The organism is uncultured Maricaulis sp., assembly GCF_963975345.1.
GTDB lineage: Bacteria > Pseudomonadota > Alphaproteobacteria > Caulobacterales > Maricaulaceae > Maricaulis.
Map to the genome: position 1 here is coordinate 18,039 of NZ_CAXBGE010000006.1, position 26,568 is coordinate 44,606.

Sequence of the window (26,568 nt, forward strand, 5' to 3'; positions counted from 1 at the left end):
CGGGCGTCAGCCCAGAGCCTCATCGACCAGAGTTTCCTGTTGATGCTTGTGCTTGGCGGCAATACCGGTCGCGGTCGAGGCCGAGGCCTGGCGGCCGACATAGACCGGACGCGATGCCGTCCCTTCGAGCTTGCTCAAGACGAATTCGAGATTCGGTTCGACGAAGGTCCAATAGCCCATATTGCGGGGCTCTTCCTGACACCAGACGATTTCGGCCTTCGGGAAGCGCGCCAGTTCGGTCAACAGCGCCTTGAACGGGAAGGGGTAGAGCTGCTCGACCCGCATCAGATAGACATCGTCAATGCCCTTGGTTTCGCGCGCTTCGAGCAGGTCGTAATAGACCTTGCCGGTACACAGAACGACGCGCCGGATATCGGCATCGCGCTTCAACTCGGTCGAAGAATGCGAAGCTTCACCCTCGGGCCGTCCGGCCTTGTCGGCATCGTCCCACAACACGCGGTGGAAGGAGGAGCCCGGCCCCATCGCCTCGAGCGAGGAGACGCAGCGCTTGTGACGCAGCAGGCTCTTGGGCGTCATGATGACCAGCGGTTTGCGGAAACTGCGGTGAATCTGGCGCCGAAGGATGTGAAAATAATTCGCCGGCGTCGAGCAATTCGCTACCTGCATATTGTCCTGGGCGCATTGCTGCAGAAAACGTTCCGGGCGGGCCGAGGAATGTTCCGGCCCCTGGCCCTCATAACCATGCGGCAACAGCATCACCAAGCCGGACATGCGCAGCCATTTGCGCTCACCCGAGGAGATAAACTGGTCGATGATGACCTGGGCGCCATTGGTGAAATCGCCGAACTGGGCTTCCCACATCACCAGCGTATTGGGCGCCGAGAGCGAATAGCCGTATTCGAAACCGAGCACGGCCTCTTCCGACAACATCGAATCGACGACGTCATACTTCTTCTGGTCGCCACCGAGATGGTTGAGCAGGGTGTAACGCTCGGCGGTCTCTTGGTCGATGATGTGCGAATGACGCTGCGAGAACGTGCCGCGGCCACAATCCTGACCCGACAGGCGCACGGGGAAGCCTTCGGTCAGCAGGGTGCCGAAGGCGAGATGTTCCGCCGTTGACCAGTCAATCCCCTCGCCGGTTTCGATCGCGGTGCGGCGTGCGCCGATGACGCGATCCAGCGTGCGGTGAATATTGATACCTTCCGGCACCGTCGTCATCGCCATGCCGACGGCTTTGAGGCGTTCCATCGTGGCGCTGGTTTCGCCCCGGCGGTCATCGCCTTCCGGCAGGCCGAGACCCGACCAGCGGCCATCGAGCCAGTCGGCTTTCTCGCGGGTGAAGGTCTTGCCGGTCTCGAATTCGGCTTCGAGGAAGCGGTCAAACTCGGCCGCCATCGCTTCAACTTCGGCAGCGGTGAGCGAGCCTTCGGCGATCAACCGCTCTTCGTATTTCTGGCGGACCGGCGGCATGTCCTTGATCACCCGATACATGATCGGCTGGGTGAAGGTCGGATCGTCGCCTTCATTGTGGCCGTAGCGGCGATAGCAGAACATGTCGATCACGACATCCTTGGCGAAGATTTGCCGGTATTCGGTCGCGATGCGGGTGGCGTGCACTACGGCTTCTGGATCGTCGCCATTGACGTGGAAGATCGGGGCCTGGACCATCAGCGCCACGTCGGACGGGTAAGGGCTCGAGCGGCTATCCTTGGGATCGGTGGTGAAGCCGATCTGGTTATTGACGATGAAATGGATCGCGCCACCCGTGCGGTGCCCGCGCAGGCCCGACAGGCCGAGACATTCCGTCACGACACCCTGACCGGCAAAGGCAGCATCGCCGTGCAGAAGCAGCGGCAGGACTTTGGTGCGCGGCGTACCGGCCAGCTCGCGGCAATTCTGTTCCTGCTTGGCGCGCGCCTTGCCGAGCACGACCGGATTGACGGCCTCAAGGTGAGACGGGTTGGCGGTCAGCGAGAGGTGGACGGTATTGCCGTCGAATTCCCGGTCAGACGAGGCGCCGAGATGGTATTTGACGTCACCGGAACCGAATTCTTCCTCGCCCTGAGTATTGCCCCCCTGGAATTCGTGGAAAATCTGGTGATAGGGCTTGCCCATCACGGCGCCGAGCACGTTGAGACGGCCACGGTGTGGCATGCCGATAATGATGTCGTCGACACCCATGGCGCCGCCGCGCTTGATGATCTGCTCCAGCGCCGGGATCATCGCCTCGCCGCCATCGGCACCGAAACGCTTGGTGCCGGGATAACGCTTGTGCAGGAATTGCTCGAAGCGCTCGGTTTCCATCAGCTTGCCGAGAATGGCGCGCTTGCCGTCAATCGTGAAGCGGATCTCCTTGTCCGGTCCTTCGAAGCGCTCCTGCAGCCAGGATTTCTCCTCCGGATTGGAGATGTGCATGAATTCAATGCCGACCGGGCCGCAATAGGTGCGGCGTAGAATGTCCAGCATCTCGCCTGGCGTCGCGGTTTCGAGGCCGAGATAGCCGTCGATGAAGACGCTCTCGTCCATCGCGGCGCCGTCAAAGCCATAGGTCGCCGGATCAAGCTCGGGCTGGGCTCCGAAATCGGACAGGCCCAATGGATCGAGATCGGCTGCCAGGTGGCCGCGCATGCGATAGGCACGGATCATCATGATGGCGCGGATCGAGGCCTGGGTTGCCTTGCGGATCGCAGCGGGATCGGCCTGCGGCGCGGTGCGCGTCACATGCTCCGCGACCTTCTCGACCATCGCCGCCTCATCGGCCCCGATATCACCGAGTGCAGAGACCATTTCGCCATTGGCCCGTGGTGGCCAACCGGCCCGCTTCCAGCTCGGCCCGGCAGCAGCGCGCGCCGCATCCGCCGGCGCATCGCCCATCGCGGCGAAGAATTGTCGCCAACTGTCAGGAACACTCGCCGGGTCGGCCGCATAGGCGGCGGCCATCTGCTCGAGATAAACGGCGTTGGCGCCCTGCAGGAAAGACGTATCCAGGAAGGACTGATTGTCGGAGGAGCGGGTCTGGTCAGACATGGGGGGAAATGGCCTGATATCGCAAAAAGATTCGTAAGGGACTAAGCCGATACGGTTAACAACCATCTATGGCCGTTCTGTGGAGAACAGAAGCCTTGCGCAGGCTTCTGGTGCCAACTTGCTGACAGGCGAGCCAGACACAAAAAAGCCGCGCCGGGACTAACCCGCACGCGGCTTGTTCGAGTTGTTTTGAAAAAGCTAGCCCTTGAGGACTTCCGCCAGCGTCGTGCCCAGCCGCGCTGGGCTCGGTGACACCGTGATGCCGGCCGACTTCATGGCTTCGATCTTGCCTTCTGCGCCGCCCTTGCCGCCGGACACGATGGCGCCGGCATGGCCCATGGTGCGGCCTGCGGGTGCGGTGACCCCGGCGATGAAGCCGACGATGGGCTTGGAACGGCCCTTCCTGGCTTCATCCTTGAGGAATTGCGCGGCGTCTTCTTCAGCCGAGCCGCCGATCTCGCCGATCATGATCATCGACTTGGTTTCCGGGTCGGCGAGGAAAAGCTCGAGGATATCGATGAATTCCGTGCCCTTGACCGGGTCGCCGCCAATGCCGACAGCGGTGGTCTGGCCAAGGCCGACCTGGCTGGTCTGGAACACGGCTTCATAGGTCAGCGTGCCGGAGCGGGAAACAACGCCGACCGAGCCCTTCTTGAAGATCGAGCCCGGCATGATGCCGATCTTGCACTCTTCAGGCGTCAGAACACCCGGGCAATTGGGGCCGAGCAGGCGGGATTTGGAGCCTTCGAGCCGCGCCTTGACCTGAACCATGTCGAGCACCGGAATGCCCTCGGTGATGCAGACGATGAAGGGGATTTCCGCCTCGATCGCTTCGATGATCGCGGCGCCAGCCCCTGAAGGCGGCACATAGATCACCGAGGCATCGGCCTTGGTGGCGTCGCGAGCTTCGGCCACAGTGGCGAAGATCGGCAAGCTTGCCGCGCCCTCAACGCCGGACGACCAGGTCTCGCCACCCTTTTTCGGGTGCACGCCGCCAACCATCTTGGTGCCGTAATAGGCCAAAGCCTGTTCGGTGTGGAAAGTGCCGGTCTTGCCGGTCAGGCCCTGGACGATAATCCGGGTGTCTTTATTGACGAGGATCGACATCTAATTGGCCTCCTTCACGGCGGCGACAATTTTCTGGGCCGCGTCGTCGAGATCGTCCGCAGCGATCACATTGAGACCGGATTCATTGATGATTTTCTTGCCGAGCGCGACATTCGTGCCCTCGAGGCGCACGACGAGCGGCACTTGCAGGCCGACTTCCTTCACCGCGGCGACGACGCCCTCGGCGATGACGTCACAGCGCATGATGCCGCCGAAGATATTGACCAGAATGCCTTTGACGTTGGGATCAGCGGTGATGATCTTGAAGGCCGCCGTGACTTTCTCGGTCGTGGCACCGCCACCGACATCGAGGAAGTTGGCCGGCTCGGCGCCATAGAGCTTGATGATGTCCATCGTTGCCATGGCGAGGCCGGCACCATTGACCATGCAGCCGATATCGCCATCGAGGGCGACATAGGCGAGATCATGCTTGGAGGCTTCAATTTCCTTGGCGTCTTCTTCGGTCGTGTCACGCAATTCCATGATGTCGGGATGGCGGAACAGGGCGTTGCCGTCGAAGGAGACCTTGGCGTCGAGCACCCGCAAATGACCGTCTTTCATCACGATCAGCGGATTGACCTCGAGCATGCTCATGTCCTTCTCGGTGAAGGCCTTGTAGAGAATTTTCGCCAGCGAGCCCATATCGGCCTTCGCATCGCCCGTCAGCTTAAGCGCGGCAGAAATCTTGTCGGCATCGGCGTCGGTGACACCTTTGAGCGGCTCGATATCCAGCGTCTGGATCTTTTCCGGGGTCGAATGCGCGACTTCCTCGATATCCATCCCGCCTTCGGTCGAGACCACGAAAGCGACCTTGCCGGTTTCGCGATTGACCAGGATGGAGAGATAGAGTTCGCGTTCGATGTCAGCGCCGTCCTCGATGTAGAGGCGGTTGACCTGTTTGCCGGCCGGGCCGGTCTGGTGGGTCACCAGCGTATTGCCGAGCATTTCCTTCGCGTTCTTGACCACATCCTCTTTCGAGAAGGCGAGGCGAACGCCGCCCTTGGCGTCGGGGCCCAATTCCTTGAACTTGCCCTTGCCGCGCCCGCCGGCATGGATCTGGGATTTCACGACCCAGAGCGGCCCGGGCAGCTTGTCGGCGGCGGCTTTGGCCTCGTCGGCAGAGAAAATCGCAACGCCTTCGGCAACCGGTGCGCCAAAGCTTTTCAGGACGGCTTTCGCCTGATGTTCATGAATATTCATGTGTGTGGGCCTCGCGGGGGAGAGATCGACAAATAGGCCGGGTGGGACCCGCCTTATAACACCCGCCCGCCTCAGCGCAACGCCTTGGCGCGGGCCGGATTCACTCAGAGATGAACCACATGCGCCTCATCGTCCAATGATACAGGCCTGTGAACGATGTCGTTGAATTCCAGCGCTTGGTCTGGTGCCGGCATGGGTTGGTCGGGTCCGATCAGATCGCCACTGAACAGGCGCACGCCAGCGCTGACCGAAGCGCCGAGCAGGGCGGCGCTCTCGATCTGGGTCAGGAATGTGTCGGCCTTGAGGTTCTGGGCCGAGGTCACCAGCCCGAGCACAGCCTGGATGGTCGCGGTCGAGACCTCGCCATCACCGAGCCGGTGGGGGATCTCGGTCCCGAAAATGCCGATGCCGCTGCCCTCGAACCGGCGCAGATCCGAAACGCCATACGGCAGGCGCGCGATGATTTTCGCCCCGAAGGGCATCATCGAGCGAAATAATTCCTGCATTTGCGCCACCGGTGCCCCGTCGGGAATCGCATCGATCCGCAACTGGAAGTGACGCCGAATCGGCACGGGCACCGATTGCAGAATGGCAAAATAGCTCATCCGTTCGGATAGCGAGGAGATAGTGTCGTAATGTACCGGCACGATAATGCCGCAACTACCTCCTTCTGCGTGTACGTGCTGGAAGCCGCGCTGCGCCGCGACGGCGACGGAATGGTCGAGCAAGCGGTTGAGCGGCCTGGAATCGAGCACTGTAAATGTGTCACGGCCATAGGCCGGCCAGCCATTGATCACCCGCCGGGCCACGCAAAGATGGTGCGTGACAGCATTATTGCGCGCGTCCCAGCAGGGTTTGAACACGATTTCGTCCCAAGGGGTGGCGTGCGTCTTGGTAGCCGATTGGGTCCAGCGCGGCGGCGCCGGAGTGCTTACCGTTTCCGGCTCGGATTCAGCCCAGGCCGGCGGGTCTCCATCAACAGGTGCATTCGCGCGGGTAGGCGGATTTGGCTCGGCCTCCTGCGGCTGGGCTTGAGCAATGATTTCAAGAAATTCCTCAGCCGAGACGCTGCGAGATTCGCCGACGAGCTTCAGCGTTTTCAGCGTCTGGTCGCCGAGGAAGAACGCGGAGAGTTCGGTGGAAATCTCGGTGACTTTCTGCGCCGCTGCATCCCCACTCAAGGCGCTGAAGATAATCAGGAACCCGCCTTGGCAGCGGAATACGACATCGTCCGGGTCCAACCGTTTCTCGATGAAATGGGCGCTGACATCATAAATCTTGGCGCGCAAATTGAGCCAGTCCGGGCCAGCCTTTTGCTTTATTTCCTCAAGATTGAGGAATTGAAACTGGCCCATCTCGACATTCGCGCGACCCGCGAGTGCCAGTTTGAGCTTCATTTTGAGTTCGGGCTGCATTACCGGCCGGCATCCTCACAAGACTCGCCTAAAGGGAGTGAGCCGAGAATGCCGTTGGAGGTATTGAAAAACCGTAAGCCCCGCTGGGCCGAGACCTGGCGTACTGCAAGCGCAAGCGCTGCGGCCCTAGCGCAGCGTCGCCATAATCGCCCCGTCGATTGAGACGCTGCCGCCGCCGCGGACGGCCAAGTAGAAAGCCAGAGCGCCATACACCGCCGCGCTCGTCCAAGCTTGTGGAGCAATCCACCAGGCGAAAACCGCCGCAGCCAGCAACAGGACCAGACCCACCAGCCGGGTCAAAAAGCCCACCGCCAGCATGACCGCAGCCAAATGCGCGCCCCAGACGGCGATCTGGGCCAATTGTACCGGGGTCACAAAGGGTACGGCCCAAATCTGGGCGGCACTCACCGCCGACGGCACGACATCGGGCCAGTCGGCCGCATAGGCGCGGCCCCAGACCCACAGGCCGGGAATGAGTGACCAGCGCAGCGCTGCACCAACAATCCAGTCCGGCATGAAGCGTTCCGCGCGCGCTGTCGTTTCAATGTCCTGCATGCCCGCCCCCGATACCCCATGCCTTCATCGAAGGCCGTCTGGTGGCAAGCATGCCCGCCACGCCGGACGCTGGCAATCGGATGCACCTAACGCGCGAACCGTGTCCCGGCCCAATGATCGATCGAGACCCGGCCCGGCCCGTATCCAGCGACGAATACCGTCATCACAACCCACAAGGCATGGGTGCCCCACCAAGCGTCCGGATAGACGAAGAGCTGGATCACCAGTGTCATGCCGAGCAGTGCCAGAGCCGACAAGCGGGTCAGAAGACCCAGGACCAGCAGGATGGGAAAGGTGAATTCGGCCAAGGTCGCCATCCAGGCGGCCAGCTCGGTCGGGATCAGCGGCAGGGCATAATCGTTCTGGAACAGAACAAGGGTGGACGGTTTCAGGGTGAGCGGCAATTCGGGCAGGCGCAGGTGTGAGCGTTGCACCGCAAAATCATTGATCATCTCGGTGTAGTTGAACACCCCAACCGTTTGCACCTTGGTCAGAAGCGAGCGCCAGAACACGCCGGCCAAGGCCAAGCGGGCCAGCAGTTTGAGCGCATCACCGGCGAGATATTGTTGCACGAGGCCAAACAGGCGCTGATGGGCGTCATGAGCCGTTTTCAGGTGAGCTGCGATGGTCATGGTCGGGATCCTCCAAGGATTGAATTGGCGAGCGCCTCGCCGAACATGGCAGCGGCATCGTGGGCGTGGTCGATCTTCAGCGCCGCCCCGGCCGCGTCCTGCAGACTCTGCCGGTGCGCCAGAGCGACGAGGAAAGCATGATCGCCGGGCGTCAAAGCGCGATGTTGGACCTCGCCGCGATGGCGCCAGACCATGGCAAAGCTGGCTTCCGGCCTGAGCTTAATCTGGATCGGCTCGGCATCGCCGCGATTGCTGCTCCAGATCGCATAGGCCGGCCAAGCGGAGGACAACAGGCTGACAGAAGGGTGCAGGCCCGGGGCCAATAACGGCAGGGCTTCCGGTGCCAGCTGCGCGATCTGACCCGGGTCGAGAAATGGCGCATCAGCGGCGTGATGCGCCTCAAGCCAGGCCCGGTCCAAACGCGCGACATCTCCGAGATAGACCAGCTCCGCTGCCGGTGCGTAACCGTCGATGAAAGCGGCAAAGCCCTCACCATACTGGCTCATTGAGGGCTGAACCGGCGGGAAGGCCTGCCAATAGGCCTTCGCCAGCGGTGCGAAGAAATTGGCGCCGACGAGCCGGTCGACGGCCGGATAGGCGGCACGCAGGACTTCGATGACGCCGTGCACAACATTATTCCGGTAAACTGCCATGCGGCGCAGGCCCGAGGGCGTCGTCAACCAGGGCTCAATCGACGCGGTGTCGCCGCTCGTGATTGCTCCGGCAAAATCGGAATGGAAGCTGTCAGACAAGGGCGCGCCCTTCCTGCAAGGCAAGGTCGAGAACCTGTTGCGCCCGATTTCGTTCGGCCATCAATTCGCCAAAGGCGGGAATATTATTATCGCGCTCGATCAAAACCGGCCGTGGCCCGAGGCGGGCGATCACGGCTTCATAGAGGCTCCAGACCGGGTCGGCGATCGGCGCGCCATGGGTGTCGATCAGTAATTCATCGCCCATCTCCGCATCGGCCTCATGGCCGGCGAGATGGATTTCTCCGACCGCATCGGCCGGAATGGTGTTGAGCCAAGCGATGATGTCGAAGTCGAGATTATGGGCGGTGACATGCAGGTTATTGACATCGAGTAACAGACCGCAGCCGGTGCGACGCACGGTCTCGGCGAGGAAGTCGGCTTCCGGGATCTCCTCGCGCAACGGCAAATAGCGCGACGGGTTTTCGATCAGCACCTTGCGCCCCAGCGCTGTCTGCATCGCATCGACATGCTCACAGAAATGATCGAGCGCTGCGCGCGTCATCGGGGTGGGTAGAAGATCATTGAAATAGGTGCCCGAATGCACCGACCAGGCGAGATGTTCCGATATCCGTACCGGTTGATAGCGGTCAATCAGGGTCTTCCAGCGCTGCAAATGCGCCGGATCGGGTGGCTCCAGCCCGCCGAGCGACAGGCCGATCCCGTGCAGTGAAATCGGTCGCTTGGCCCGGATGGCATCAAGCCAAGCCAGGCGCGGGCCGCCGGCTGACATGTAGTTCTCGGGGTGAACCTCGAACCACAGGCCAGCCGTCTGGTCATCCAGAGCCGGGCGGAAATGCTCCGGCTTCAGGCCGAGGCCTGCTGAGGGGGGTGATTCAGGGATGGACACGCGGCCTCGCCTCACGATGCGCTGCCGGGGGGACAGCCCATGCATCGAAGTAGGGGTTACGGACGTTCGACGGCCGTAAGCGAACCATGGCCATACGGCGTCTCGATCGACTCGCAGGTGCCGGCCGGGACAGAGGTCCAGGCATTGCCCTGATAATCGACGGTCGAGGTGCCGGCGCAAGTTGTACCCGGGCCCGCCGCGCAATCGTTTTCGCCGGCCAGGGCCACGCCGTAGCAATGCTCCATAGCGGTGTCATCGGTTGCGACATTGGCATTCGCAGCAGCGGCAACGAGCGAGAGGGCAAAGGCCGAGGCGGCGAGTGTGGCAATTTTGCTGTAGGTTTTCATGTTGCGTTATCTCCAGGACAGGGACGGTCTAGGGCTGGGAACAAAAGACCCAACCGATGCCCATGAATCTATCCAGTCCTGACAGGAACACCACTCACGTCATCGCCAAGGCGCTTCACCAATCCGTTATCCCCGGCGTGATCACTCTGTAAACATGGTCACCCGGCCGGTCTGGGGCCCAAACTCGACAGTCTCATAGGTCGCGGGCTGCGGGCGTTCCGCCGGGCAGGCTTCGCGGAGTGATGCGCGGGGTGTTGCCAGCCCTTCGGCCGTGTCGGCGGTGCAGATCAGCGTGCTACTGGATGACCGGTCGCCGCGCTGGGCATACAGGACGTGATTGCCTTGCGGGAAGCCGCGATAGATCACTTCGCAGGTCCCACCGGCAATCTCATTCCAAGCGTCAAATTCGAGCCCACCATCGGTCCGCGTGTGGCCAGCGGCGGCTTGCGCCGGCCGGCTGCCATTATTGCAGACCTCCAATTCGTGTACGAAAGCGGCCATGCCGCGCGCATCGGTTGGCGCACCAGGGCACAGGGCTGCATCGCCGCCGGACAGGCCCTCACAACGCACCTGATAACCGACGCGTCCGAAATTCCGACCGCCGGGCCCACGATGATTGGTCGTCTCGACCGGCAGGCGGATGAAGGCACGGGGCTGTTTTTCCGGTGAGCAGGGCGGCGCGGTCGCCAAGGTCAGGGTGGCGGCGGCCGGGACGCAATAATCGGTTCGCGTTTCGTTGGCCGGCCAAGTCCAGCTGCCCGACATCACATGCAGGTCGAGATCATCGCCGATCACGCCGTTCAGGGCACCATTGAGACATTGGCCGGGCGCGATCAGGAACCAGGTGCGCAGCGTGCGCGCCTCCGACGGGGTCGTCCGGTAGGCCGCCGCTGCGGCGACGGCAAATCCGGTCTGGTTACAGACTTCCAGCAGCACATCGCGCGGCGCTTGCGCCTGTGCCTGCGCCGGGACAGCCAGGCTGAGACCGGCAATAAGGATCAAAATCCAAAACCGCATCGCACACTTCCCTTCCGGTCAATCCCTCGCCCCTCCGGCAAATTGCTGGCAATGGCCGGGACCGTCAACCGTATGGTGTAGCTGATCAACCGCCGAGAACGACGATGTTCATCAGGCGCCCGGGGATGAAGCTGAGCAGGCCGGGAATCATAAGCGCGCCAAAGAATAGGCCTATCGCCTGACCGCGGTGACGGCTTCGATCACCCCGGCGGGCAGCGAGGGTGAGGCGAAAAATCCCAACCAGAGTCAGCGGCACGAAGATGTGCACGAAGGAGAAATTGCCGCCATTGATCTCCCGGATGAAGATCGCACTGATCGCGGCCGACGCCATTAGCAATACAAACGTAATGCCGAGGGTGCGGTGAGGCAGGTTGCCCTTTGGGGCGAGCAGCTGGATCGAGCCAATGAGCAGGGCGCCGATGGCGCTGAAGACATGCAGTTGGATCACGAAGGGGGCAGCGGTAAAGGCGTCGATATTCATGGCGGTCTCCCGGTATGGTTGAGTTCGGTGAGGCCCAGAAGACCCATTGGCGGCGATGATTGAAGCGCGATTGCGCAAACGGGCTGATGCGCTTCGCGAAATGCGCTAGGTGTTGGTTCGCGCATCGCGAACGGCCACCATGATCCAGATCGAATCCCTCAAACGCCTGCTGCCAGCCCTGGCCACCGTCCTGGTGATTGGGAGTTTTCTGGCGATCCTTGGCCCCTATCAGACCCACCAGCTCGGCGTGCCCGGCGTCTGGTTTTACTGGGTCGGGTTGATGGCTCTGGGCTGGGCATCCAATGCGCTGGTTCAGACTTTTCTGAGCCGGCTGACCGGCGGCTGGCCACGCTTCGCCCATTATACGCTCGCCTCGCTCTTGATCTCCGTCCCGGTCACGGCCGGCGTCGTCGCAATCCAGGCCTTGGCCTCACGGCCTTTCACACTGGTCTCCCTGCCGATCGTGTTTTTCTTTGTTTGGGTGATTTCAGCGGCTGTTACGACGCTGGGCTGGCTGTTGGAGCGACGCAACCCCATGCCGGACACGCCGGCCGTGGGCCGCGCCCTGCTCGACAAACTACCGCCACGCCTGCAGCGCGCGCCCCTGCTGGCACTGCAGTCGGAAGACCATTATCTGCGTGTCCATACCGGCGCCGGCGATGCTCTGATCCTGATGCGGTTGAGCGATGCAATCGCCGCCGTCACCGCACTCGACGGGCGCCAGACGCACCGCTCCTGGTGGGTCGCACGTCAGGCCATCGACACAATTGCGCGCGGTGATGGCCGCGCCACTTTGACTTTGAGCAATGGCGTCGAAGCCCCGGTCAGCCGCAGCCATGCGTCGCATCTGCGCGAGGCTGGCTGGTATTGACCCGGGCTCGCGCCTCGGCTCACACTCGCCTCATCATGCTTCAGCCCGCAGGACACCCACACCGATGAAACCGACCATCGACTTCACGCTCAATCCCGATCTCGATGTCGCGAACTTTGCCCGGCTCTACGCGCAACACGGTTTGGTCCAGATCCCGGATATTCTGACCGAAGAGGCCGCGAGTGCCGTTCATGACATGCTGGCCCGGCAAATTGCCTGGCGGCTCGCCTTTACGGCGCCCAAAGACGGACAGGTCGCCAATTACGGTTCGGTGGTGTGTCTCGACCAGGCGGAGCTGCAGGCGCTTGGCCGCGAGGGTGTACAGCGGATGTTGGCCGGTGTGATGGATCTGGCGCGCGAGAATATCGGCTTCCTGTATTCGTCCTACCCGATGATCCAAGCCTACACCGAGGGCTGGGATCCAGGCCATCCAATTCACAAGCTGACCGAATTCATGAACTCGCCGGCCTTTCTCGATTTCGGACGCCAGGTGATCGGTGCCGCAGCGGTGACCAAGGCCGATTGCCAAGCGACGCTCTATTCGCGGGGGCATTTTCTGACGCGCCACCGCGATGACGGCATGAATAATGAGCGCCGCGCCGCCTACACGTTCGGCTTCACCCGGAACTGGCAGACGGATTGGGGTGGCTTGCTGATGTTTCTCGACGACAAACAGGATGTCGAGCGTGCCCTGATGCCGCGCTTCAACATGCTGTCCCTGTTCGACGGCAGCAAAATCCACTCGGTGAGCCCGATTTCACCCTTCGCCGGTGCCGGCCGCTATCAGATCACCGGCTGGCTGCGCGATGACGAGCCCGCCTTTTTCAGCTGAGCGGTCCACGCGACCGCCTCTTGCTGCGATCGGCGATCTCTAGGCGATGCCTGCGATGACGCGTTTGCGATTGTCTTTCCAATCGCCCGCGCTCTGACCCCAAACATCGGCCATGATCGTAAAGCCGGGCACTTGGACCTCGCGTCCCATATGCACCGATCCGAGCCGGCCGGCGACGCGCTGGCTGCCGAGATTATCGGCATGAATGAGGTGAATAGCGCTGTCCCAACCGAGCGTGTCGAACACATGGTCCATGCACGCCGCCCCGGCCTCGGTCGCATAACCCTTGCCCCAGCTGGCCCGATTGAGCGACCAACCGATTTCCGGCTGTGGCCAGCCGTGGGGATACCAGGGACCGATCCGCCCCAGCCATTGCCCGCTGGCCTTTTCGATCACCGAGAAGAAGCCATAGCCACGCAATTGCCAGTGGCCGACAATCCCGCACAAACCGCGCCAGGCCAGCGGCGGTTCTTGCACGCCGCCGATAAACCGGGTCGTGACCTCGTCGGCCATCAGTTCGCAGAGCGGTTCAAAGTCTTCCATTTGCGGCGCGCGCAGCAAGAGTCGTTCGGTTTCGAGGACTGGTGTTTTCATGCCTCGAAAGCGACACCACGCTGCCACAAAGGTCAAGTAGAACCAGACAGATGATGCACATCCAGCCTGCAGGGCTGAAGCCACTCGGACTTCGTCGGGCTCTGGCGTGACGATTGCAAGGATGACGATACGAACTGGGTTTGGAGAACACCTGCCGCCATGGACGCCAAGAATCGTCCCGGAGTGATACGCCTGCTGATCTACATGCTCGTCGCGGCGAGTGCGTCGGGCGGCTTTGCAGGCTGGGTGCAGTCGAGCGAAGCAGCCCTGTGGGCTGCGAGCCTGACGATTCCTGACTGGACTCCGACCGGCATGGTCCCGAACCTGATTTCGATCCTGGTGATGCAGTTGATGGCGATCAGCCTGTGGCTCACCGAGCGCGGTGACGGCAGTTGGCTTCGTTTTGTTGCGGCGATTTTGACACTGGGTCTGGTGGCTGGCCTGGCCCTGCAGCTTTGCATCACCTTCGGCGGCCGTGATGTCAGCGCCGGCTTCCTCGCAGCGCTTGCGGTGTGGCTGTATGCGCTGCTGACGGTTGCGATTGTCGGGCGTCAGTCCCGGCCGGCTGGCTTGCTGCTATGGCCACTCTTCGCCTGGATCACCTTTGGGGTGGCAGTCAGCTTTGAAGTGATGCGGTTGAACGATACTTCGTCATTTGTCGGCGGTCTTTGAAACCAACACTGGATTTGCACACAAGAACGGCCGCCGGATCGCTCCGGCGGCCGTCTTTGAATCAGGTGTTTATCAGGGTCAGACCAGAGACGGATCGAGCGCCTTGCAGGCTGCGACCAGGCCTTTGACCGAGTCGACCGAGACGTCGAACATCGCCTGTTCTTCAGCATTGAGCTGGATCTCGACCACTTTCTCAACACCACCGGCACCAATCACGACCGGCACGCCGACATACATGTCATCCTGTCCAAACTGGCCTGTCAGGTGTGCGGCGCAAGGCAGGACGCGTTTCTTGTCGCGCAAGTAAGCGGTCGCCATCTCGATCGCGCTTTCAGCCGGTGCATAGAAAGCCGAGCCGGTGCCGAGCAGGGCAACGATCTCGCCGCCGCCGCCGCGCGTGCGCTTGACGATTTCTTCCATCTTCGCATCAGTCGACCAGCCCATGGCAATCAGGTCGGGAACCGGGATGCCGGCGACCGTCGAATAGCGCAGCAGCGGCACCATGGTATCGCCATGGCCGCCCATCACGAAGGCGGTGACATCTTCGACCGAAACCGCAAATTCCTCAGCGAGGAAATGACGGAAGCGGGCGCTGTCGAGCACGCCGGCCATGCCGACGACCTTGTTGTGCGGCAGGCCGGAGAATTGGCGCAACGCCCAGACCATCGCGTCGAGCGGGTTGGTGATGCAGATCACGAAGGCATTCGGGGCGTGCTTGGCAATGCCTTCGCCGACCGCCTTCATGACTTTCAGATTGATGCCGAGCAGATCGTCGCGGCTCATGCCTGGCTTGCGCGGTACGCCGGCGGTGACGATGCAGACATCAGCGCCCGCGATCGCGGCGTAATCATCGGCGCCAGCCAACTTGCTGTCTTTGCCGAAAACCGGGCTGGCTTCAGCGATGTCGAGGGCCTTGCCCTTGGCGACACCGGCAGCAATGTCGAATAGCACGACATCGCCGAGTTCTTCACGTGCGGCGATATGGGCCAAAGTGCCACCGATCATACCGGATCCGATGAGCGCAATCTTGTTACGGGCCATGGGGAGAGCTCCTCTTGAGGGAAATGAATTGCTGGCTGGCGGTCTAGCGCCGCGCGCGTCTGCGGGCAAGGGTGCTCAATCGTCACGCCTCTTCGAGCAGGCAGAAAACAGCCCGGCGTCTAAGCGGCTTGGACGATAGCGGTGAGGATCATCAACATACCCACCACGCCGCCGGTAAAGGCGATTGTGCGCAGGATGGGAACGCCCAGCCAGTAGAGCGGCATATAGAACACCCGGCTGATCACAAAGATTTGTGCGCCAAGGACGGTCATGGCGGTGTGAACATCGGCGAGTTGCGCGACCATGATCACCGGCACGAACATGACTAGGCTTTCGACCTGATTACGCACGGCGCGTTCGCCGCGACCCGCCAGCGTCGATGGTTGTCCGTAATCATCGCGGGGTCCGAGTTGCCGGGCCGATCCATTATCCGCCGTCCCGACCACGGCCTGAAACCCAATACCCGCTACCAATATCCCGACCGAGGCCAGCACCATCCATAATTCCATGACCATCACTGGACCCTCACTGGAAACATCAAAACGCTCACTGGAGCCGGGATCGGCGCGCCGGAGCGCGCCGCCAGACCTCAATCGCCCAGATAATGCAACATGGATGCATTGCGTATCCGGTCGCCACCGACTTCCATCCCACCGGTGAAGGCTGGCGGACCACTCGGATCGCCGAGGCGGTCGAGATGGATCATGCCGGAAATCATCACGTCACCGAGGACTTCATCGCTGCCGTTGAAGTCGAAGCGGCCGCTCTCGATTACGAAACTGGAGGCCCGCACCCGCCGCGAATTGCTGGCATATTCCTGGCCCATTTCATTGGTCAGATATTCGCTGCTCGTGTCCCAGAACTCGACCCAGACCGGGACCTCATCCGGCATTTCCCCACCCGCGGCAAATTCATCAAACATCATCGGATCGCCGATGAAGACATGGTTCAGGGACCAGCCGTTGAACACGACGCCATCTGTCGGGATGTAATAGCCGAACACATCCAATCCGGCTTCATAGACATAGGCATCCGCTGACGCGGCCACTGAACTACCGGCGTTCTGGCTGTCGACGACAGCCGGTGCCGCTGCGCCGGGATTGGTCGTTTGTTCAGCCGGCGAACAGGCCGTAAGCAGCACGGCGCCACAGACCCCAACCGCGATAGTCAAAGACGTCTTCATGATAATCTCCCCTTCAAGCTGGCCAAACCCTGCCACGGCTCCGGGCAGATCGAAAGCCAAAATTCGCCTCGAAGGGGAGGTCTGATTGGCGCGACATGGCGTGGCATCCAGGACCGGGAGCACGTTTCCTCGACTGCCGCCATCTCCCGGACGGCTGCTCAATCCGTCCCGTCCAAGAAGAACGCGTCTTCGACACTGACCTGAAGCGCAGCCGCCAGCCTGAGCGCGAGCACGGTTGAGGGAATGAAAACCCGGTTCTCAACCGTATTGATGGTCTTACGGGTCACGCCAGCGCGTGCGGCCAGCTCGGCCTGGGTGAGGCCGTGCCGGGCCCGCAATTCCTTGAGATTATTGCCGAGCGGCGCCGGGCTGGTCATCAGTCCTGCCCGACTGGGTCACGTCCGAGCAGGACCAGTGAGACCATCGGCGTAAAGACGCCAGTGATCAGGATGAAGCGGATCGCAATCGTGGCCTCGAAATCGATAAAAGTGGCCACAGCGAGCAAGAGAGCGGCTGCCGCGAGCATGCCGACAAAGCCATACATGATCGCAAGCGCCCGGTTGCGCAGGAATAATTCGTCCCGCATCACCAGCCCGGCGCCGGCCTTTTTTACCTTGTGGTGAAAATTGAGGAGGAAGAGCATTGATCCGGCCCAGGCCACGGCGCCGATGATCAGGGCCAGTTGCAGCGGAAACACGGCGGCAGGGGTGAGGCCGGATTCGCCATCAATCATATCCACCCCCAGTGTCGCGCCCTGCCAGATCAGGAAGGAGATCGCCGCCGAAACCAGAACCCGGTTTCGTTGCCGCTCCAGTTTTTCAATCTTGTCCATATCGTACTCCTTGAGATCAATCATATCAGAAATGTACCCTACAGGTTACATGATGATACGTCAAGGTTACACATCAAGCGCGCTTGATGGCCATAAGAATGCCGTCGCCAATGGTGGTGAAGGCCATATCGACACGGGCATCGTCCCGGATTTTGTCGGCCAAGGCCTTGAGCGCGGCAGTGTCAGCGTCGGCTGCGCAACGGTCCGGATCGGCAACACTGCCCGACCACAAGACATTGTCGAACAGGACCAGGCCGCCAGGGCGCAAGAGCAGCAGCGCCGCCTCGTAATAGGCGTCATATCCGGTTTTGTCGGCGTCGATAAAAACCATATCGACGCGGCCGGCGATCTCGCCAACCAGCTTGGTGAGGGTTTCTCGCGCATCGCCAATTCGGAGTTCGATCTGATCGTCGATCCCGGCCTCGCGCCAGTAGGACCGGGCGCGGCCGGTATAGTCGTCGGAGATATCGCAGCCATAGAGCCGCGCCACCGGCCCGTGGATACCGCGCATCGCCAACATGGTCGCCAGCGCCGAATAACCCGTGAAGACGCCGATCTCGACAGCTGTTCGTGCCTGAACCAACCGTGCGCACAATTGCAGGAAGGCGCCCTGCTCCGGGCTGATCTGCATCACCGCGACATCGCCCATCGCATCGGTTTCAAGCCGGCATCTCTGCTGGGCCGGGGTCTCGGCCCGGTTGGCGTCGCGGACATAGGCGGTGAGACGGGCATCAAGCCCAAAGGAAGATGACATGCGTGGCCTCCGTACAAGGAATGATCCGATCAGCTGGCCGGCCCAGTGTCGTGGAGTTGCCAGCGCGCGGCAAGATAGTCATGGCTGCGCATTTCGATCAGGCGCGAGGCAGTGCGTTCGAATTCAAACGCGCCATCGCCCTGCGGGTAAAGTTCTGCCGGCTCGGCATCAGCGCTCATCACCAGCTTGGCCTTCGCCTCGTACAGCGCATCGATCAGGGTCACGAAACGTTTGGCCTCATTTCGCTTGTCGCTCTGCAGCACCGGCACGCCATCAAGTAGAATGGTGTGAAACCGCGCTGCAATGGCGAGATAATCGGCAGCTCCCAGAGCCCGGGTACACAATTCGGCAAAGCTGAAGCGGGCGACGCCGGCGACTTCGCGCTCAACCGGCAGCTTGCGGCCCAACACTTCGATTACGCAGCGCTGCGGCACGGCGCCATGTGTCAGTCTCGCCCAAGCGGCGTCCATCGCGTTTTCTGCATCGGGGCCCAGCGGTGTGTAATAAACCGGCGCCGCCTCAAGCTGACGCAGGCGATGATCGATACCGCCATTGAGCTCGACCAGATCGAGACGCGACTTCAACTCGTCGATGAAAGGCAGGAAAAGCTGGCGGTTGAGGCCGTCGAGATAAAGCTCATCGGGATGACGGTTCGAGGTGGCAACGACCACCACGCCCTCGGCGAACAAATGGTCGAACAGGCGCCCGAGGATCATTGCATCGGCAATATCGCTGACCTGGAATTCGTCAAATGCCAGCAACCGCGCCTCATGGGCCAGCGCCCGCGCCACCGGCGGAATTGGGTCATCGCCGGCCTGTCTGACATATTCGGAACGGCGCTTGCGGTCCGCGTCGCTGAGCCCGCGCCATTCGCCGATCCGGGCATGCACATCCTGCATGAATTCAAGAAAATGCGCCCGGCGCTTGGCATTCACCGGCGCGGATTCGATGAAGAAATCCATCAGCATCGACTTGCCGCGCCCGACGCCGCCCCAGAGATAGAGGCCGCGTGGCGAAGGTTTGATCTTACCGAACAGCGTCTTTGCGCCCGGCTTCCAGTCCTGCAGGCGCGTGGACAAATCGGTCAGCGCCAGCGCGGCCCGTTTCTGGTCCGCATCCGCCGACAGCACCCCGGAGTCAACCCGCTCCTGCCACAATGAAATCGGCGTTGTCATGGGTTTAGCGTAATGGGCAGCGCTTATCGCCACGTCAATGGGATGACGCGGTTCGGGCCGGCACTCCGGCCTTCACCTTCAAGCCTTCGAGCCAGTCAACGATGTCCTCGACCCGTTCGTTGATATTGCCGCCACCCGACCGATGTTCGCTGAGTACCCGCATCCCGGTTACATCGGCTTGGAATTTGCGCGCCAAGCGTTCGGGCGATTTGTCATCGTCGACCTCACCCGCAGCGATCGCCTTGGCAAAGGCCTGGGTGAAAGCTTGCTCGAAGCCCTTCAACAATGTTTCGGCGCCTTCGCGCATTGCACCCTGATCCGCTGGCATTTCCAGCACAGTTTTGACGGCCATGCAGGCCCGAGCTGGCAGGTCCCGATCGTGTTGGGTCGCCATATCGCGCACATAGGCGATCAAACCGTCAACACTGGACGCGTGGGCGTCCATCACCTGAACATAATCGGCCTTCGCCGCGCGGCCGTAATCGTTCAACGCCTCGCAGAACAGGGCCTCCTTGCTGGTGAAGGCTGCGTAGATACTGCCGGGGCGCATATTCAGTGCCTGTTCGAGATCTTTCAGAGACGTGTTGTGGAAACCCTTCGACCAGAACAGGTCGAGCGCCTTCCTGAGACTTTCCTCTCGCGATTGGTTTGCCGGACGCGCCATGTCTGCCTCTTGATACAAGTGGGCACCTTATAGGGAATGCCGTCGGATAATCAATTTTTGAGTGATCACTAAAGTTTGATTTGAGCGATCACTCAAAATGGATCACAACCCGCTTGTCCGCCAACGAGGGCGGTTTGAAACAATCACCGCAAGGATATCCGAGATGACCGAATTCACTGTGCACACAGCCGAGACCGCGCCGGAGGGCAGCCGCAAATCCCTCAATGACAGCAAGGCAGCCTTCGGCTTCGTCCCCGGCCTGCACGCCGTCATGGCCGAGTCGCCGCAATTGCTGGCGAGCTACAAGGCCGTGCATGAGGCCTTCGCCAGCACGAGTTTCAATGCCGACGAACTGACCGTTGTCTGGCAGACGATCAATGTCGAACACGCCTGTCATTATTGCGTCCCGGCGCATACCGGCATCGCCTACAGCATGAAGGTCGATGCGGCGATTTCAGACGCGCTGCGCAATGAAACCCCGCTGCCAACCGCCCGGCTCGAAGCCCTGCGCACCTTCACCTTGGCCATGGTGCGTCAGCGCGGCGAAGTGACCGACCCACAGCTCGAAGCCTTCTTCGCTGCCGGTTATACACGCCAGAATGTGTTCGAAGTCATTCTCGGCGTGGCTCAAAAGGTGATGAGCAATTACACCAATCACATCGCGCAAACGCCTGTCGATGCGCCCTTCACCAAATTCGCGTGGCAGAAAGGCGACAAGGTCGCCGCCGAATAGGCTGCGTCCGGTATATGCGTTCAGGGGCGGTCAGTTGGCTGCCCCTGACGCAGACGCCTAGCCCTGTGGCCACAAGCGAATCACGGCCGCCGCCAAGGCCACGACAGTCGCGATACAGGCGATGGCCAGCCAGACCGGTTTCTCCACCTCACGCATGGACCGCCTCCAGGGCTGCGCGCATGGCGTTTGGCAGGGGCGCGGGGCGGCGGGTTTCGCGGTCGACATAGACGTGGACGAAATGGCCTTGGGCGGCGGCCTCGGCCTCGCCTGGTTTGAACAGGGAAATCTCGTAACGCACGGAAGAACGGCCGATTTTCGCGATCCGTAGACCGCCCTCGATCACGTCGGGATAGGCGAGCGGCGCGAAATAATTGCAGCCGGTTTCGACCACCAGGCCGATGATAGCGCCTTGATGAATGTCGAGTCCGGCTTCCTCGATCAGGAATGAATTTACCAGCGTGTCGAAGAAACCGTAATAGGCGGCGTTATTGATGTGGCCGTAAATATCATTGTCGGCCCAACGGGTTGGCAGGTCGCGCCAGCGACTATAGGCGGCGCGCGGCCGCGTCTCGATCACAGCACTGCCTCGTAACAGGCGTGGGCGTCGTCCAGCGTCATTTCGCGGGGATTATTGACCAGAAGCCGGGTGACCAGCATGGCTTCTTCGGCCAAGCGGGGCAGATCATTATGACTGACACCGAGCTGGGAGAGCCGGGTCTCTATCCCGACCGATTGGGCGATGCGTTCCATCTCTTCAACCAGGCCTTGGGTCGAGGCGTGCAGACCGATATGGCTGGCAAGCTCGGCATAAAGCGGCTCGGCGGCGGGCGCGTTGAAGCGCAGAACCGGTGGCAACATCAGCGAGTTGGACAGGCCGTGTGGCACGTGAAACACGCCCCCCAACGGATAGGCCAGCGCATGTACAGCACCGACCGGCGCATTGGCGAAAGCCTGTCCGGCCAATAGTGCGCCGAGCAACATATCCTCGCGTGCTTGGGTGTCGCGGCCATCGGTGCAGGCGCGCTCAATGGCGCCGTGGAGCTTCCTGAGACCGGCCAGGGCAAGGGCATCGGAGACGGGATTTTTCTGGAGCCGTGTCGTATAGGCCTCGATCGCGTGGACCATGGCGTCGATGCCGGTTGCCGCGGTGGTGGCGCGCGGCAGGCCATAGGTCAGTTCGGCGTCGAGGACTGCGAGATCGCCATACAGGACAGGCGAATTGACGCCCATTTTCGACGTTTCACCAACGGTCACGACCGAGATTGGGGTCACTTCCGACCCGGTTCCCGCCGTTGTGGGTATGAGAATCAGCGGCAGGCGCGGACCCCTGGCGTTATTGACGCCATACATGGCTGTTAGGCTCTCGCCCGACCCGCATAACACTGCCACTAACTTGCTGCAGTCCATCGAACTGCCGCCACCAAAGCCTATGATGACTTCCGCACCGAAGGTGCGCGCTGCATCGGCGGCGGCCAGCGCCACGGCCTCGGGTGGATCGGCGACCACCTGATCGAAAATCGAAACCGTCAGACCGGACGCTTCCAGTGCCGTCACCGCACCCTCGATCAGGCCAGCGGCGCGGACACCGGGATCGGTGACGAGGAAAATGCGGCGGCGCTCGCCGATCAGCGGTGCCGCGAGCTCGGCGAGGCGGGCAGCGGACCCGGCTCCGATATGGATATGCGGCACGGTGCGGAAATCAAATAACGACATGGATTCCTCAAATTCCGTTCGCCTGTCACGCGAATAGCCAGTATCGTCATCCTCGCCGGGTTGGAGGGTCAAGGCAAGCGCTGCACCTACCGGCCAGGCGGGGATTTGATCGATCGTGCCGGACAAAAATGGGGAGGGCGTCATGGGAATTGCGTATCACTACCTCGCCAACGGCAAGACCCTTGTCGCAACCGCCACCGGCCGGATTACCCCGGCCGATAATGATCGCTCCAACCATCACATCAAAGCCGAGCTGGAACGCCATCCCGGGCTCAAACTTATGGTCGATATGCGCGCGGCGGAGGTGGCGGCGACCCCAGTGGCGATGATCGCCATGATGGACGCGTTTTTTACCCTGGTCGGACATCAAATGCCGATCGCGATCATTACCGCAGGCCTGCCAGACGACCCCAATGCCATGCTCGTCCAGACCAAGGCCTTCATCGCCGGCGCGAGAACGCAGGTCTTTGAGCGTGAGGACGCCGCCATTGCTTGGTTGGATCGACAATGAGGTCGAAAATCTGTGTCAAAACGGCTCAGGTGCAAAGCAGCAAATCCCCACGACAGGTAGACGATAATCATCAAGAAATACTGGTCTGCCCGGTGGGTGCGCCTTAGCCTTCCGTTCAATCAATCAAAACAAGCTGAGTGTGGATATGTGCGTATGCCAGTAAAAGTCAGCTTCATCGAAAATGAGTCGATCATCGTCATCGAGAGCAGCGGTCAGCTGCTGCGGCGCGAGGCCGGCTGGGGTGCCGAACGGGTTGGCGAAATCCTCCGGCAACATGCCGTCACCGGAATTCTTGCCGATTCCACCCTGGTCCAGGAACAAGAGTCTGCGGCCTTGTCGGGCGAGATGATTTCCGGATTTATTCAGGCCATCGAAGCCGATCTTGCGATCGCCTATATCCGGCCGACCTGCTGGAGCGAAGCCTATGGCGAGCGGGTCAGGGCGACCATCGAAGACGCGCCAATGAACTGCCGGGTGTTCGATGATGTCGATGCCGGTCGTGCGTGGCTGCGCGAGGCGGCGACCAGCAGGGTCTCCCCGGCCTGAGCCGTGTGGGCACTTCTGCCCGTCAATCGACCGGGCAGAAGCGCACCATGCAGCGATGGTCGTTCGGCCCCGCGGGGCGCGAACACCGTTTCTAGTTCATCGTTGGAATAACAAAGGCCTGGTCGCCGATATCACCGGTTGGCCAGCGCTGGGTCACCGTCTTGATCTTGGTGAAGAAGCGGATGCCGTCGGTGCCGTACTGATTGGTGTCGGTAAAAGCAGAGCGCTTCCAGCCGCCGAAGGAATGATAGGCAACGGGAACCGGGATCGGCACATTGATGCCGACCATGCCGACATTGACCTTGGCGGCAAATTCGCGCGCCGCCAGGCCGTTGCGGGTGAAGATGGCAACGCCATTGCCATACTGGTGATTGCTCGGCAGGGCCGCAGCTTCCTCCAGATTATCGGCGCGGACGACCTGCAGGACGGGACCAAAAATCTCTTCCTGATAGGACACCATCTCCGGTTTGACATGGTCAAACAGCGTCGGGCCGATGAAGAAACCCTTCTCATGACCCTGCAGCTGGAAGCCGCGGCCATCGAGCAGAAGCTCGGCGCCCTCATCAACACCCATCTGGATGTATTTCTCGATATTGGCGCGGTGTGCGGCCGAGACGACCGGGCCGTAATGGGCGGTGTCATCGGTCGAGATGCCAATGCGCAGATTGACGGCTTCCTTGCGGATACGGGCGACAAATTCGTCGGCGGTTTTCTTGCCAACGGGTACAGCCACCGGCAGCGCCATGCAGCGTTCGCCGGCCGAACCATAGGCGGCGCCGAGGAAATCATTCACGACCTGGTCCATATCGGCGTCGGGCATGATGATGCCGTGGTTCTTGGCCCCGCCCATCGCCTGGAAGCGCTTGCCGTGCTTGGTGCAGCCTTGCGCAATATAATGGGCGATATTCGACGAGCCGACAAAGCTGACCGCTTTGATGTCGTCATGCTCAATCAGGGCGTCGACGGCGGTTTTGTCACCATGCACCACCTGCAGAACGCCTTCAGGCAGGCCGGCTTCCAGCATGATCTCGGCCAGACGCATCGGCACGGACGGATCCTTCTCCGACGGCTTCATAATCATTGCATTGCCGGTCGACAGAGCCATGCCCATGAACCACATCGGAATCATCGCCGGGAAATTGAACGGTGTGATGCCGGCGACGACGCCGAGCGGCTGGCGCATGGAATAGACGTCGATGCCAGGCCCGGCGCTCTCGGTGTATTCGCCCTTCATCAGGTGCGGCACGCCGCAGGCGAACTCGATGACTTCCAAGCCGCGCATCAGATCACCCTTGGAGTCGGCAATCACCTTGCCGTGCTCGGAGGACAAGAGATGAGCCAGTTCGTCCATCCGCTCCTCGACCAGCATTTTATAGGTCATCAGCACACGGGCGCGGCGCTGCGGATTGGTGGCGGCCCAGATGGCCTGACCTTTCTTGGCGCCGGCGATGGCGTCGGCCACTTCCTCGCGAGTCGCGAACGGGACCCGGGCCTGAACTTCGCCGGTATTGGGATTGAAGATATCGCCAAATTTTCCGGACTTTCCCTTGCAGGCCTTGCCGTCAATGAAGTGGTGGATTTCACGCGTCATGTGACTCGCTCCCGATAAAGCTTGATGATGGCTGCGGGTGTCGCGCCATGCCATTGCGGCTGGCTTAATACGCTGACCCGACCGTGTCGAGACGGGAACCTGCACCTCGTCGCGACCTTCAGTCGCGGCTGGACCCGCTTGGTACAGACCGCAATCGCGTTTACGCACGGTGTGTCAAAGGATGGAGTCCATGATGCAGTATAAAGTCGGCCAGGCTTGGAGCGTTCGCGATAGCAGTGAGCCTGAGGCCCGTGTTGTGATCGGGCGGATCGAAGCCGCCGCCGAGCTCGACGGCAAGATCGTCTTCCACTGCACGATTTTCAATGCCGCCACGGTCGATATGGGTGAAGGTCCCGAATTGCTGGTGTTTGGACACATCCCCTTCACCCGCGATGCCTTTGCCGCTTCGGCCCTGGAACTGCTCGAAGACAAGGCCGACACGGCTGAAGCCTTCGACGAGGGCTATTATCAGTGGGCAGAAGCGCTCGGCGGCGCCTTTGACGTGCCGATCGCGCAGGCGATCAATGACGCTCTGCAGGCCGCGCGGGACTAAATCTTTCCAGCACCCGTTCGGCCCGAGCTGGTGAGGGCGATTTCGCTGAAAACGAGATCACCTCGCTGACCTATAGCCTGCCGTTCTAGGGCGGTTTTGGACGGTTGATGTGTCAACATCCGGGCGTTTACGCGCCCGGGTGCTTGCATTTTGTCGGCTTGCGACGGATTCTCCGCCTCAACGCGTACCTTGTCTGTCGCTCGCACCGTATCGGAGTCCCAACCGAATGGCCCGCTTTTCCGTTCTCGCCCCCGCCGCATTGCTTCTGCTCACCGCCTGTGCCTCACCGGGCGGGCCCTCGCCCCAAGGGCATGGCGGCATGTTTGGGGGCCGCGGTGCGGGTGACTTCAACACGGCGGTCAGTCTCGTCGATCAGGGCCAGTACGAACAGGCATTGCCGATTTTGCGCTGTGTCGCTGGCCAAGGCACCGGGTTCGAAATCGCCCAGTATCTCGCCGGCTATAGCGCCCTGCGCCTCTCAACCGAGGACGCCACCCCCGACATCATGCGCGACGATTTGCGGGTTGAAGGCCTCGACCGGCTGACCTCGGCCGCCCAAGCCGGTTGGCCGACGGCCCAGGCTGAGCTGGCGACGCGATTTGCGTCAATCAACAGCGAAGACGCACCGGTCCAAGCCGCATATTGGGCCGAAGTCTATCGCCATAATGCGCGCGACCAGACCTATGGTCTCGACCGGTTGGATAACAGGGTTGAAGCGCAAATTGCCGGGCGGATCGATGCGACCCAGACGGCGCAAATCGAACGCCTCGCGGCCGAGTTTGTGGTCCAGCCGCTGACAGCAATTCCGGTAACGCCCGCCTGCGCGCCACATCTCGGCTCGCGAGGCTTCGGGCCGAGGCGGAGCGCTCAGCAACCCGATAGCGGCGGCAGGGGGGGACGCGGATCAACATCCGGTGGCCCACGCGGGGGTCGCGATACAGAGCGGCCTGACCTCTGAT

The 26,568-nt window shown here is 61.5% G+C and carries 31 protein-coding genes; 8 read left to right on the forward strand and 23 right to left on the reverse strand.

The genetic code is table 11. From position 1 onward, the window contains the following. Window positions 1-6 precede the first annotated feature (6 nt). From AAC029_RS07675 to AAC029_RS07725, 11 genes are all read right to left on the reverse strand, one after another. On the reverse strand, window positions 7-2,991 hold the full coding sequence (locus AAC029_RS07675; protein WP_339745942.1) for a 2-oxoglutarate dehydrogenase E1 component: 2,985 nt from the start codon (window positions 2,989-2,991) through the stop codon (window positions 7-9). Between the two features lie 198 nt (window positions 2,992-3,189). Continuing rightward, window positions 3,190-4,098 (reverse strand): succinate--CoA ligase subunit alpha, encoded by a 909-nt coding sequence (sucD, locus tag AAC029_RS07680; RefSeq protein ID WP_339745945.1) that lies wholly within the window; start codon window positions 4,096-4,098, stop codon window positions 3,190-3,192. Then, window positions 4,099-5,298: an ADP-forming succinate--CoA ligase subunit beta gene (gene sucC, locus AAC029_RS07685; protein ID WP_339745947.1), complete on the reverse strand. Its 1,200-nt coding sequence runs from the start codon at window positions 5,296-5,298 to the stop codon at window positions 4,099-4,101. It abuts the gene before it with no gap. 104 nt (window positions 5,299-5,402) lie between these two features. Then, the gene (locus tag AAC029_RS07690) at window positions 5,403-6,713 is read right to left on the reverse strand and encodes a hypothetical protein (protein WP_339745949.1); all 1,311 of its coding nucleotides are present in this window, start codon (window positions 6,711-6,713) and stop codon (window positions 5,403-5,405) included. 126 nt (window positions 6,714-6,839) lie between these two features. Further along, window positions 6,840-7,268: a hypothetical protein gene (locus AAC029_RS07695; RefSeq protein ID WP_339745951.1), complete on the reverse strand. Its 429-nt coding sequence runs from the start codon at window positions 7,266-7,268 to the stop codon at window positions 6,840-6,842. A gap of 86 nt (window positions 7,269-7,354) precedes the next feature. Beyond that, a complete protein-coding gene (locus AAC029_RS07700) occupies window positions 7,355-7,900 on the reverse strand; it encodes a DoxX family protein (protein WP_339745954.1) in 546 nt (181 codons plus the stop codon). Beyond that, window positions 7,897-8,652: a DNA-binding domain-containing protein gene (locus AAC029_RS07705; RefSeq protein WP_339745956.1), complete on the reverse strand. Its 756-nt coding sequence runs from the start codon at window positions 8,650-8,652 to the stop codon at window positions 7,897-7,899. Before AAC029_RS07705 ends, AAC029_RS07700 begins: the two co-directional genes overlap by 4 nt. Continuing rightward, window positions 8,645-9,499: a DUF692 domain-containing protein gene (locus tag AAC029_RS07710; protein ID WP_339745958.1), complete on the reverse strand. Its 855-nt coding sequence runs from the start codon at window positions 9,497-9,499 to the stop codon at window positions 8,645-8,647. The genes AAC029_RS07705 and AAC029_RS07710 overlap by 8 nt, the downstream gene beginning before the upstream one ends. 56 nt (window positions 9,500-9,555) lie before the next feature. Then, the gene (locus AAC029_RS07715; RefSeq protein WP_339745961.1) at window positions 9,556-9,846 is read right to left on the reverse strand and encodes a DUF2282 domain-containing protein; all 291 of its coding nucleotides are present in this window, start codon (window positions 9,844-9,846) and stop codon (window positions 9,556-9,558) included. A 141-nt stretch (window positions 9,847-9,987) separates the two neighbouring features. After that, window positions 9,988-10,863 (reverse strand): hypothetical protein, encoded by an 876-nt coding sequence (locus tag AAC029_RS07720; RefSeq protein ID WP_339745964.1) that lies wholly within the window; start codon window positions 10,861-10,863, stop codon window positions 9,988-9,990. Window positions 10,864-10,948: 85 nt separating this feature from the next. Next, on the reverse strand, window positions 10,949-11,344 hold the full coding sequence (locus AAC029_RS07725) for a DUF2306 domain-containing protein (protein ID WP_339745967.1): 396 nt from the start codon (window positions 11,342-11,344) through the stop codon (window positions 10,949-10,951). A 139-nt stretch (window positions 11,345-11,483) separates the two neighbouring features. Between AAC029_RS07725 and AAC029_RS07730 the strand changes: the two genes are divergently transcribed. Further along, window positions 11,484-12,215: a LytTR family DNA-binding domain-containing protein gene (locus tag AAC029_RS07730; RefSeq protein WP_339745970.1), complete on the forward strand. Its 732-nt coding sequence runs from the start codon at window positions 11,484-11,486 to the stop codon at window positions 12,213-12,215. 64 nt (window positions 12,216-12,279) lie between these two features. Then, entirely contained in the window at window positions 12,280-13,047 is a 768-nt protein-coding gene (locus AAC029_RS07735) for a 2OG-Fe(II) oxygenase family protein (RefSeq protein ID WP_339745973.1), read from the forward strand. A gap of 39 nt (window positions 13,048-13,086) precedes the next feature. Here the strand turns inward: AAC029_RS07735 and AAC029_RS07740 are convergent, their stop codons facing one another. Then, window positions 13,087-13,641, reverse strand: a complete 555-nt coding sequence (locus AAC029_RS07740) for a GNAT family N-acetyltransferase (protein WP_339745976.1) — start codon at window positions 13,639-13,641, stop codon at window positions 13,087-13,089. Between the two features lie 159 nt (window positions 13,642-13,800). On the opposite strand from AAC029_RS07740, the gene AAC029_RS07745 reads away from it, so the two are divergent. Further along, complete coding sequence (locus AAC029_RS07745) at window positions 13,801-14,313, forward strand: TspO/MBR family protein (RefSeq protein WP_339745979.1); 513 nt, start codon at window positions 13,801-13,803, stop codon at window positions 14,311-14,313. A gap of 78 nt (window positions 14,314-14,391) precedes the next feature. Here AAC029_RS07745 and mdh read toward each other — a convergent pair whose 3' ends face one another. The 8 genes from mdh to AAC029_RS07785 form a co-directional block, all read right to left on the reverse strand. Next, complete coding sequence (gene mdh / locus AAC029_RS07750) at window positions 14,392-15,354, reverse strand: malate dehydrogenase (RefSeq protein WP_339745981.1); 963 nt, start codon at window positions 15,352-15,354, stop codon at window positions 14,392-14,394. A 119-nt stretch (window positions 15,355-15,473) separates the two neighbouring features. Next, window positions 15,474-15,863 carry an MAPEG family protein gene (locus tag AAC029_RS07755; protein WP_339745983.1) on the reverse strand — a complete coding sequence of 130 codons (390 nt, stop codon included), beginning with the start codon at window positions 15,861-15,863 and terminating at the stop codon, window positions 15,474-15,476. An 80-nt stretch (window positions 15,864-15,943) separates the two neighbouring features. Further along, complete coding sequence (locus AAC029_RS07760) at window positions 15,944-16,537, reverse strand: hypothetical protein (RefSeq protein ID WP_339745985.1); 594 nt, start codon at window positions 16,535-16,537, stop codon at window positions 15,944-15,946. Between the two features lie 158 nt (window positions 16,538-16,695). Then, entirely contained in the window at window positions 16,696-16,914 is a 219-nt protein-coding gene (locus tag AAC029_RS07765) for a helix-turn-helix domain-containing protein (protein ID WP_339745987.1), read from the reverse strand. Then, the gene (locus AAC029_RS07770; RefSeq protein ID WP_339745989.1) at window positions 16,914-17,369 is read right to left on the reverse strand and encodes a hypothetical protein; all 456 of its coding nucleotides are present in this window, start codon (window positions 17,367-17,369) and stop codon (window positions 16,914-16,916) included. Before AAC029_RS07770 ends, AAC029_RS07765 begins: the two co-directional genes overlap by 1 nt. Window positions 17,370-17,442: 73 nt before the next feature. Beyond that, window positions 17,443-18,123, reverse strand: coding sequence for an O-methyltransferase (locus AAC029_RS07775; protein WP_339745992.1), 681 nt, complete (start codon window positions 18,121-18,123; stop codon window positions 17,443-17,445). 29 nt (window positions 18,124-18,152) lie between these two features. After that, complete coding sequence (gene zapE / locus AAC029_RS07780; protein WP_339745996.1) at window positions 18,153-19,298, reverse strand: cell division protein ZapE; 1,146 nt, start codon at window positions 19,296-19,298, stop codon at window positions 18,153-18,155. 34 nt (window positions 19,299-19,332) lie between these two features. After that, window positions 19,333-19,962 (reverse strand): TetR/AcrR family transcriptional regulator, encoded by a 630-nt coding sequence (locus tag AAC029_RS07785; RefSeq protein WP_339745998.1) that lies wholly within the window; start codon window positions 19,960-19,962, stop codon window positions 19,333-19,335. Between the two features lie 163 nt (window positions 19,963-20,125). Between AAC029_RS07785 and AAC029_RS07790 the strand changes: the two genes are divergently transcribed. Then, window positions 20,126-20,695, forward strand: coding sequence for a carboxymuconolactone decarboxylase family protein (locus AAC029_RS07790; RefSeq protein WP_339746001.1), 570 nt, complete (start codon window positions 20,126-20,128; stop codon window positions 20,693-20,695). A gap of 148 nt (window positions 20,696-20,843) precedes the next feature. Here the strand turns inward: AAC029_RS07790 and AAC029_RS07795 are convergent, their stop codons facing one another. Together AAC029_RS07795 and AAC029_RS07800 are read right to left on the reverse strand one after the other, a co-directional pair. Continuing rightward, window positions 20,844-21,272 (reverse strand): thioesterase family protein, encoded by a 429-nt coding sequence (locus AAC029_RS07795; RefSeq protein WP_339746004.1) that lies wholly within the window; start codon window positions 21,270-21,272, stop codon window positions 20,844-20,846. Further along, window positions 21,269-22,408 (reverse strand): iron-containing alcohol dehydrogenase, encoded by a 1,140-nt coding sequence (locus tag AAC029_RS07800; protein ID WP_339746007.1) that lies wholly within the window; start codon window positions 22,406-22,408, stop codon window positions 21,269-21,271. Before AAC029_RS07800 ends, AAC029_RS07795 begins: the two co-directional genes overlap by 4 nt. A 142-nt stretch (window positions 22,409-22,550) precedes the next feature. Here AAC029_RS07800 and AAC029_RS07805 point away from each other — a divergent pair, with 142 nt between their 5' ends. Continuing rightward, window positions 22,551-22,919 carry an STAS/SEC14 domain-containing protein gene (locus tag AAC029_RS07805; RefSeq protein WP_339746010.1) on the forward strand — a complete coding sequence of 123 codons (369 nt, stop codon included), beginning with the start codon at window positions 22,551-22,553 and terminating at the stop codon, window positions 22,917-22,919. Between the two features lie 153 nt (window positions 22,920-23,072). Continuing rightward, window positions 23,073-23,465: a hypothetical protein gene (locus AAC029_RS07810; protein WP_339746014.1), complete on the forward strand. Its 393-nt coding sequence runs from the start codon at window positions 23,073-23,075 to the stop codon at window positions 23,463-23,465. A 91-nt stretch (window positions 23,466-23,556) separates the two neighbouring features. Here the strand turns inward: AAC029_RS07810 and AAC029_RS07815 are convergent, their stop codons facing one another. Further along, complete coding sequence (locus tag AAC029_RS07815; protein WP_339746016.1) at window positions 23,557-25,056, reverse strand: CoA-acylating methylmalonate-semialdehyde dehydrogenase; 1,500 nt, start codon at window positions 25,054-25,056, stop codon at window positions 23,557-23,559. 190 nt (window positions 25,057-25,246) lie between these two features. Here AAC029_RS07815 and AAC029_RS07820 point away from each other — a divergent pair, with 190 nt between their 5' ends. Beyond that, entirely contained in the window at window positions 25,247-25,609 is a 363-nt protein-coding gene (locus AAC029_RS07820) for a hypothetical protein (protein ID WP_339746019.1), read from the forward strand. Between the two features lie 226 nt (window positions 25,610-25,835). Beyond that, window positions 25,836-26,567: a hypothetical protein gene (locus tag AAC029_RS07825; RefSeq protein ID WP_339746022.1), complete on the forward strand. Its 732-nt coding sequence runs from the start codon at window positions 25,836-25,838 to the stop codon at window positions 26,565-26,567. The last annotated feature ends 1 nt before the right edge of the window (window position 26,568 follow it).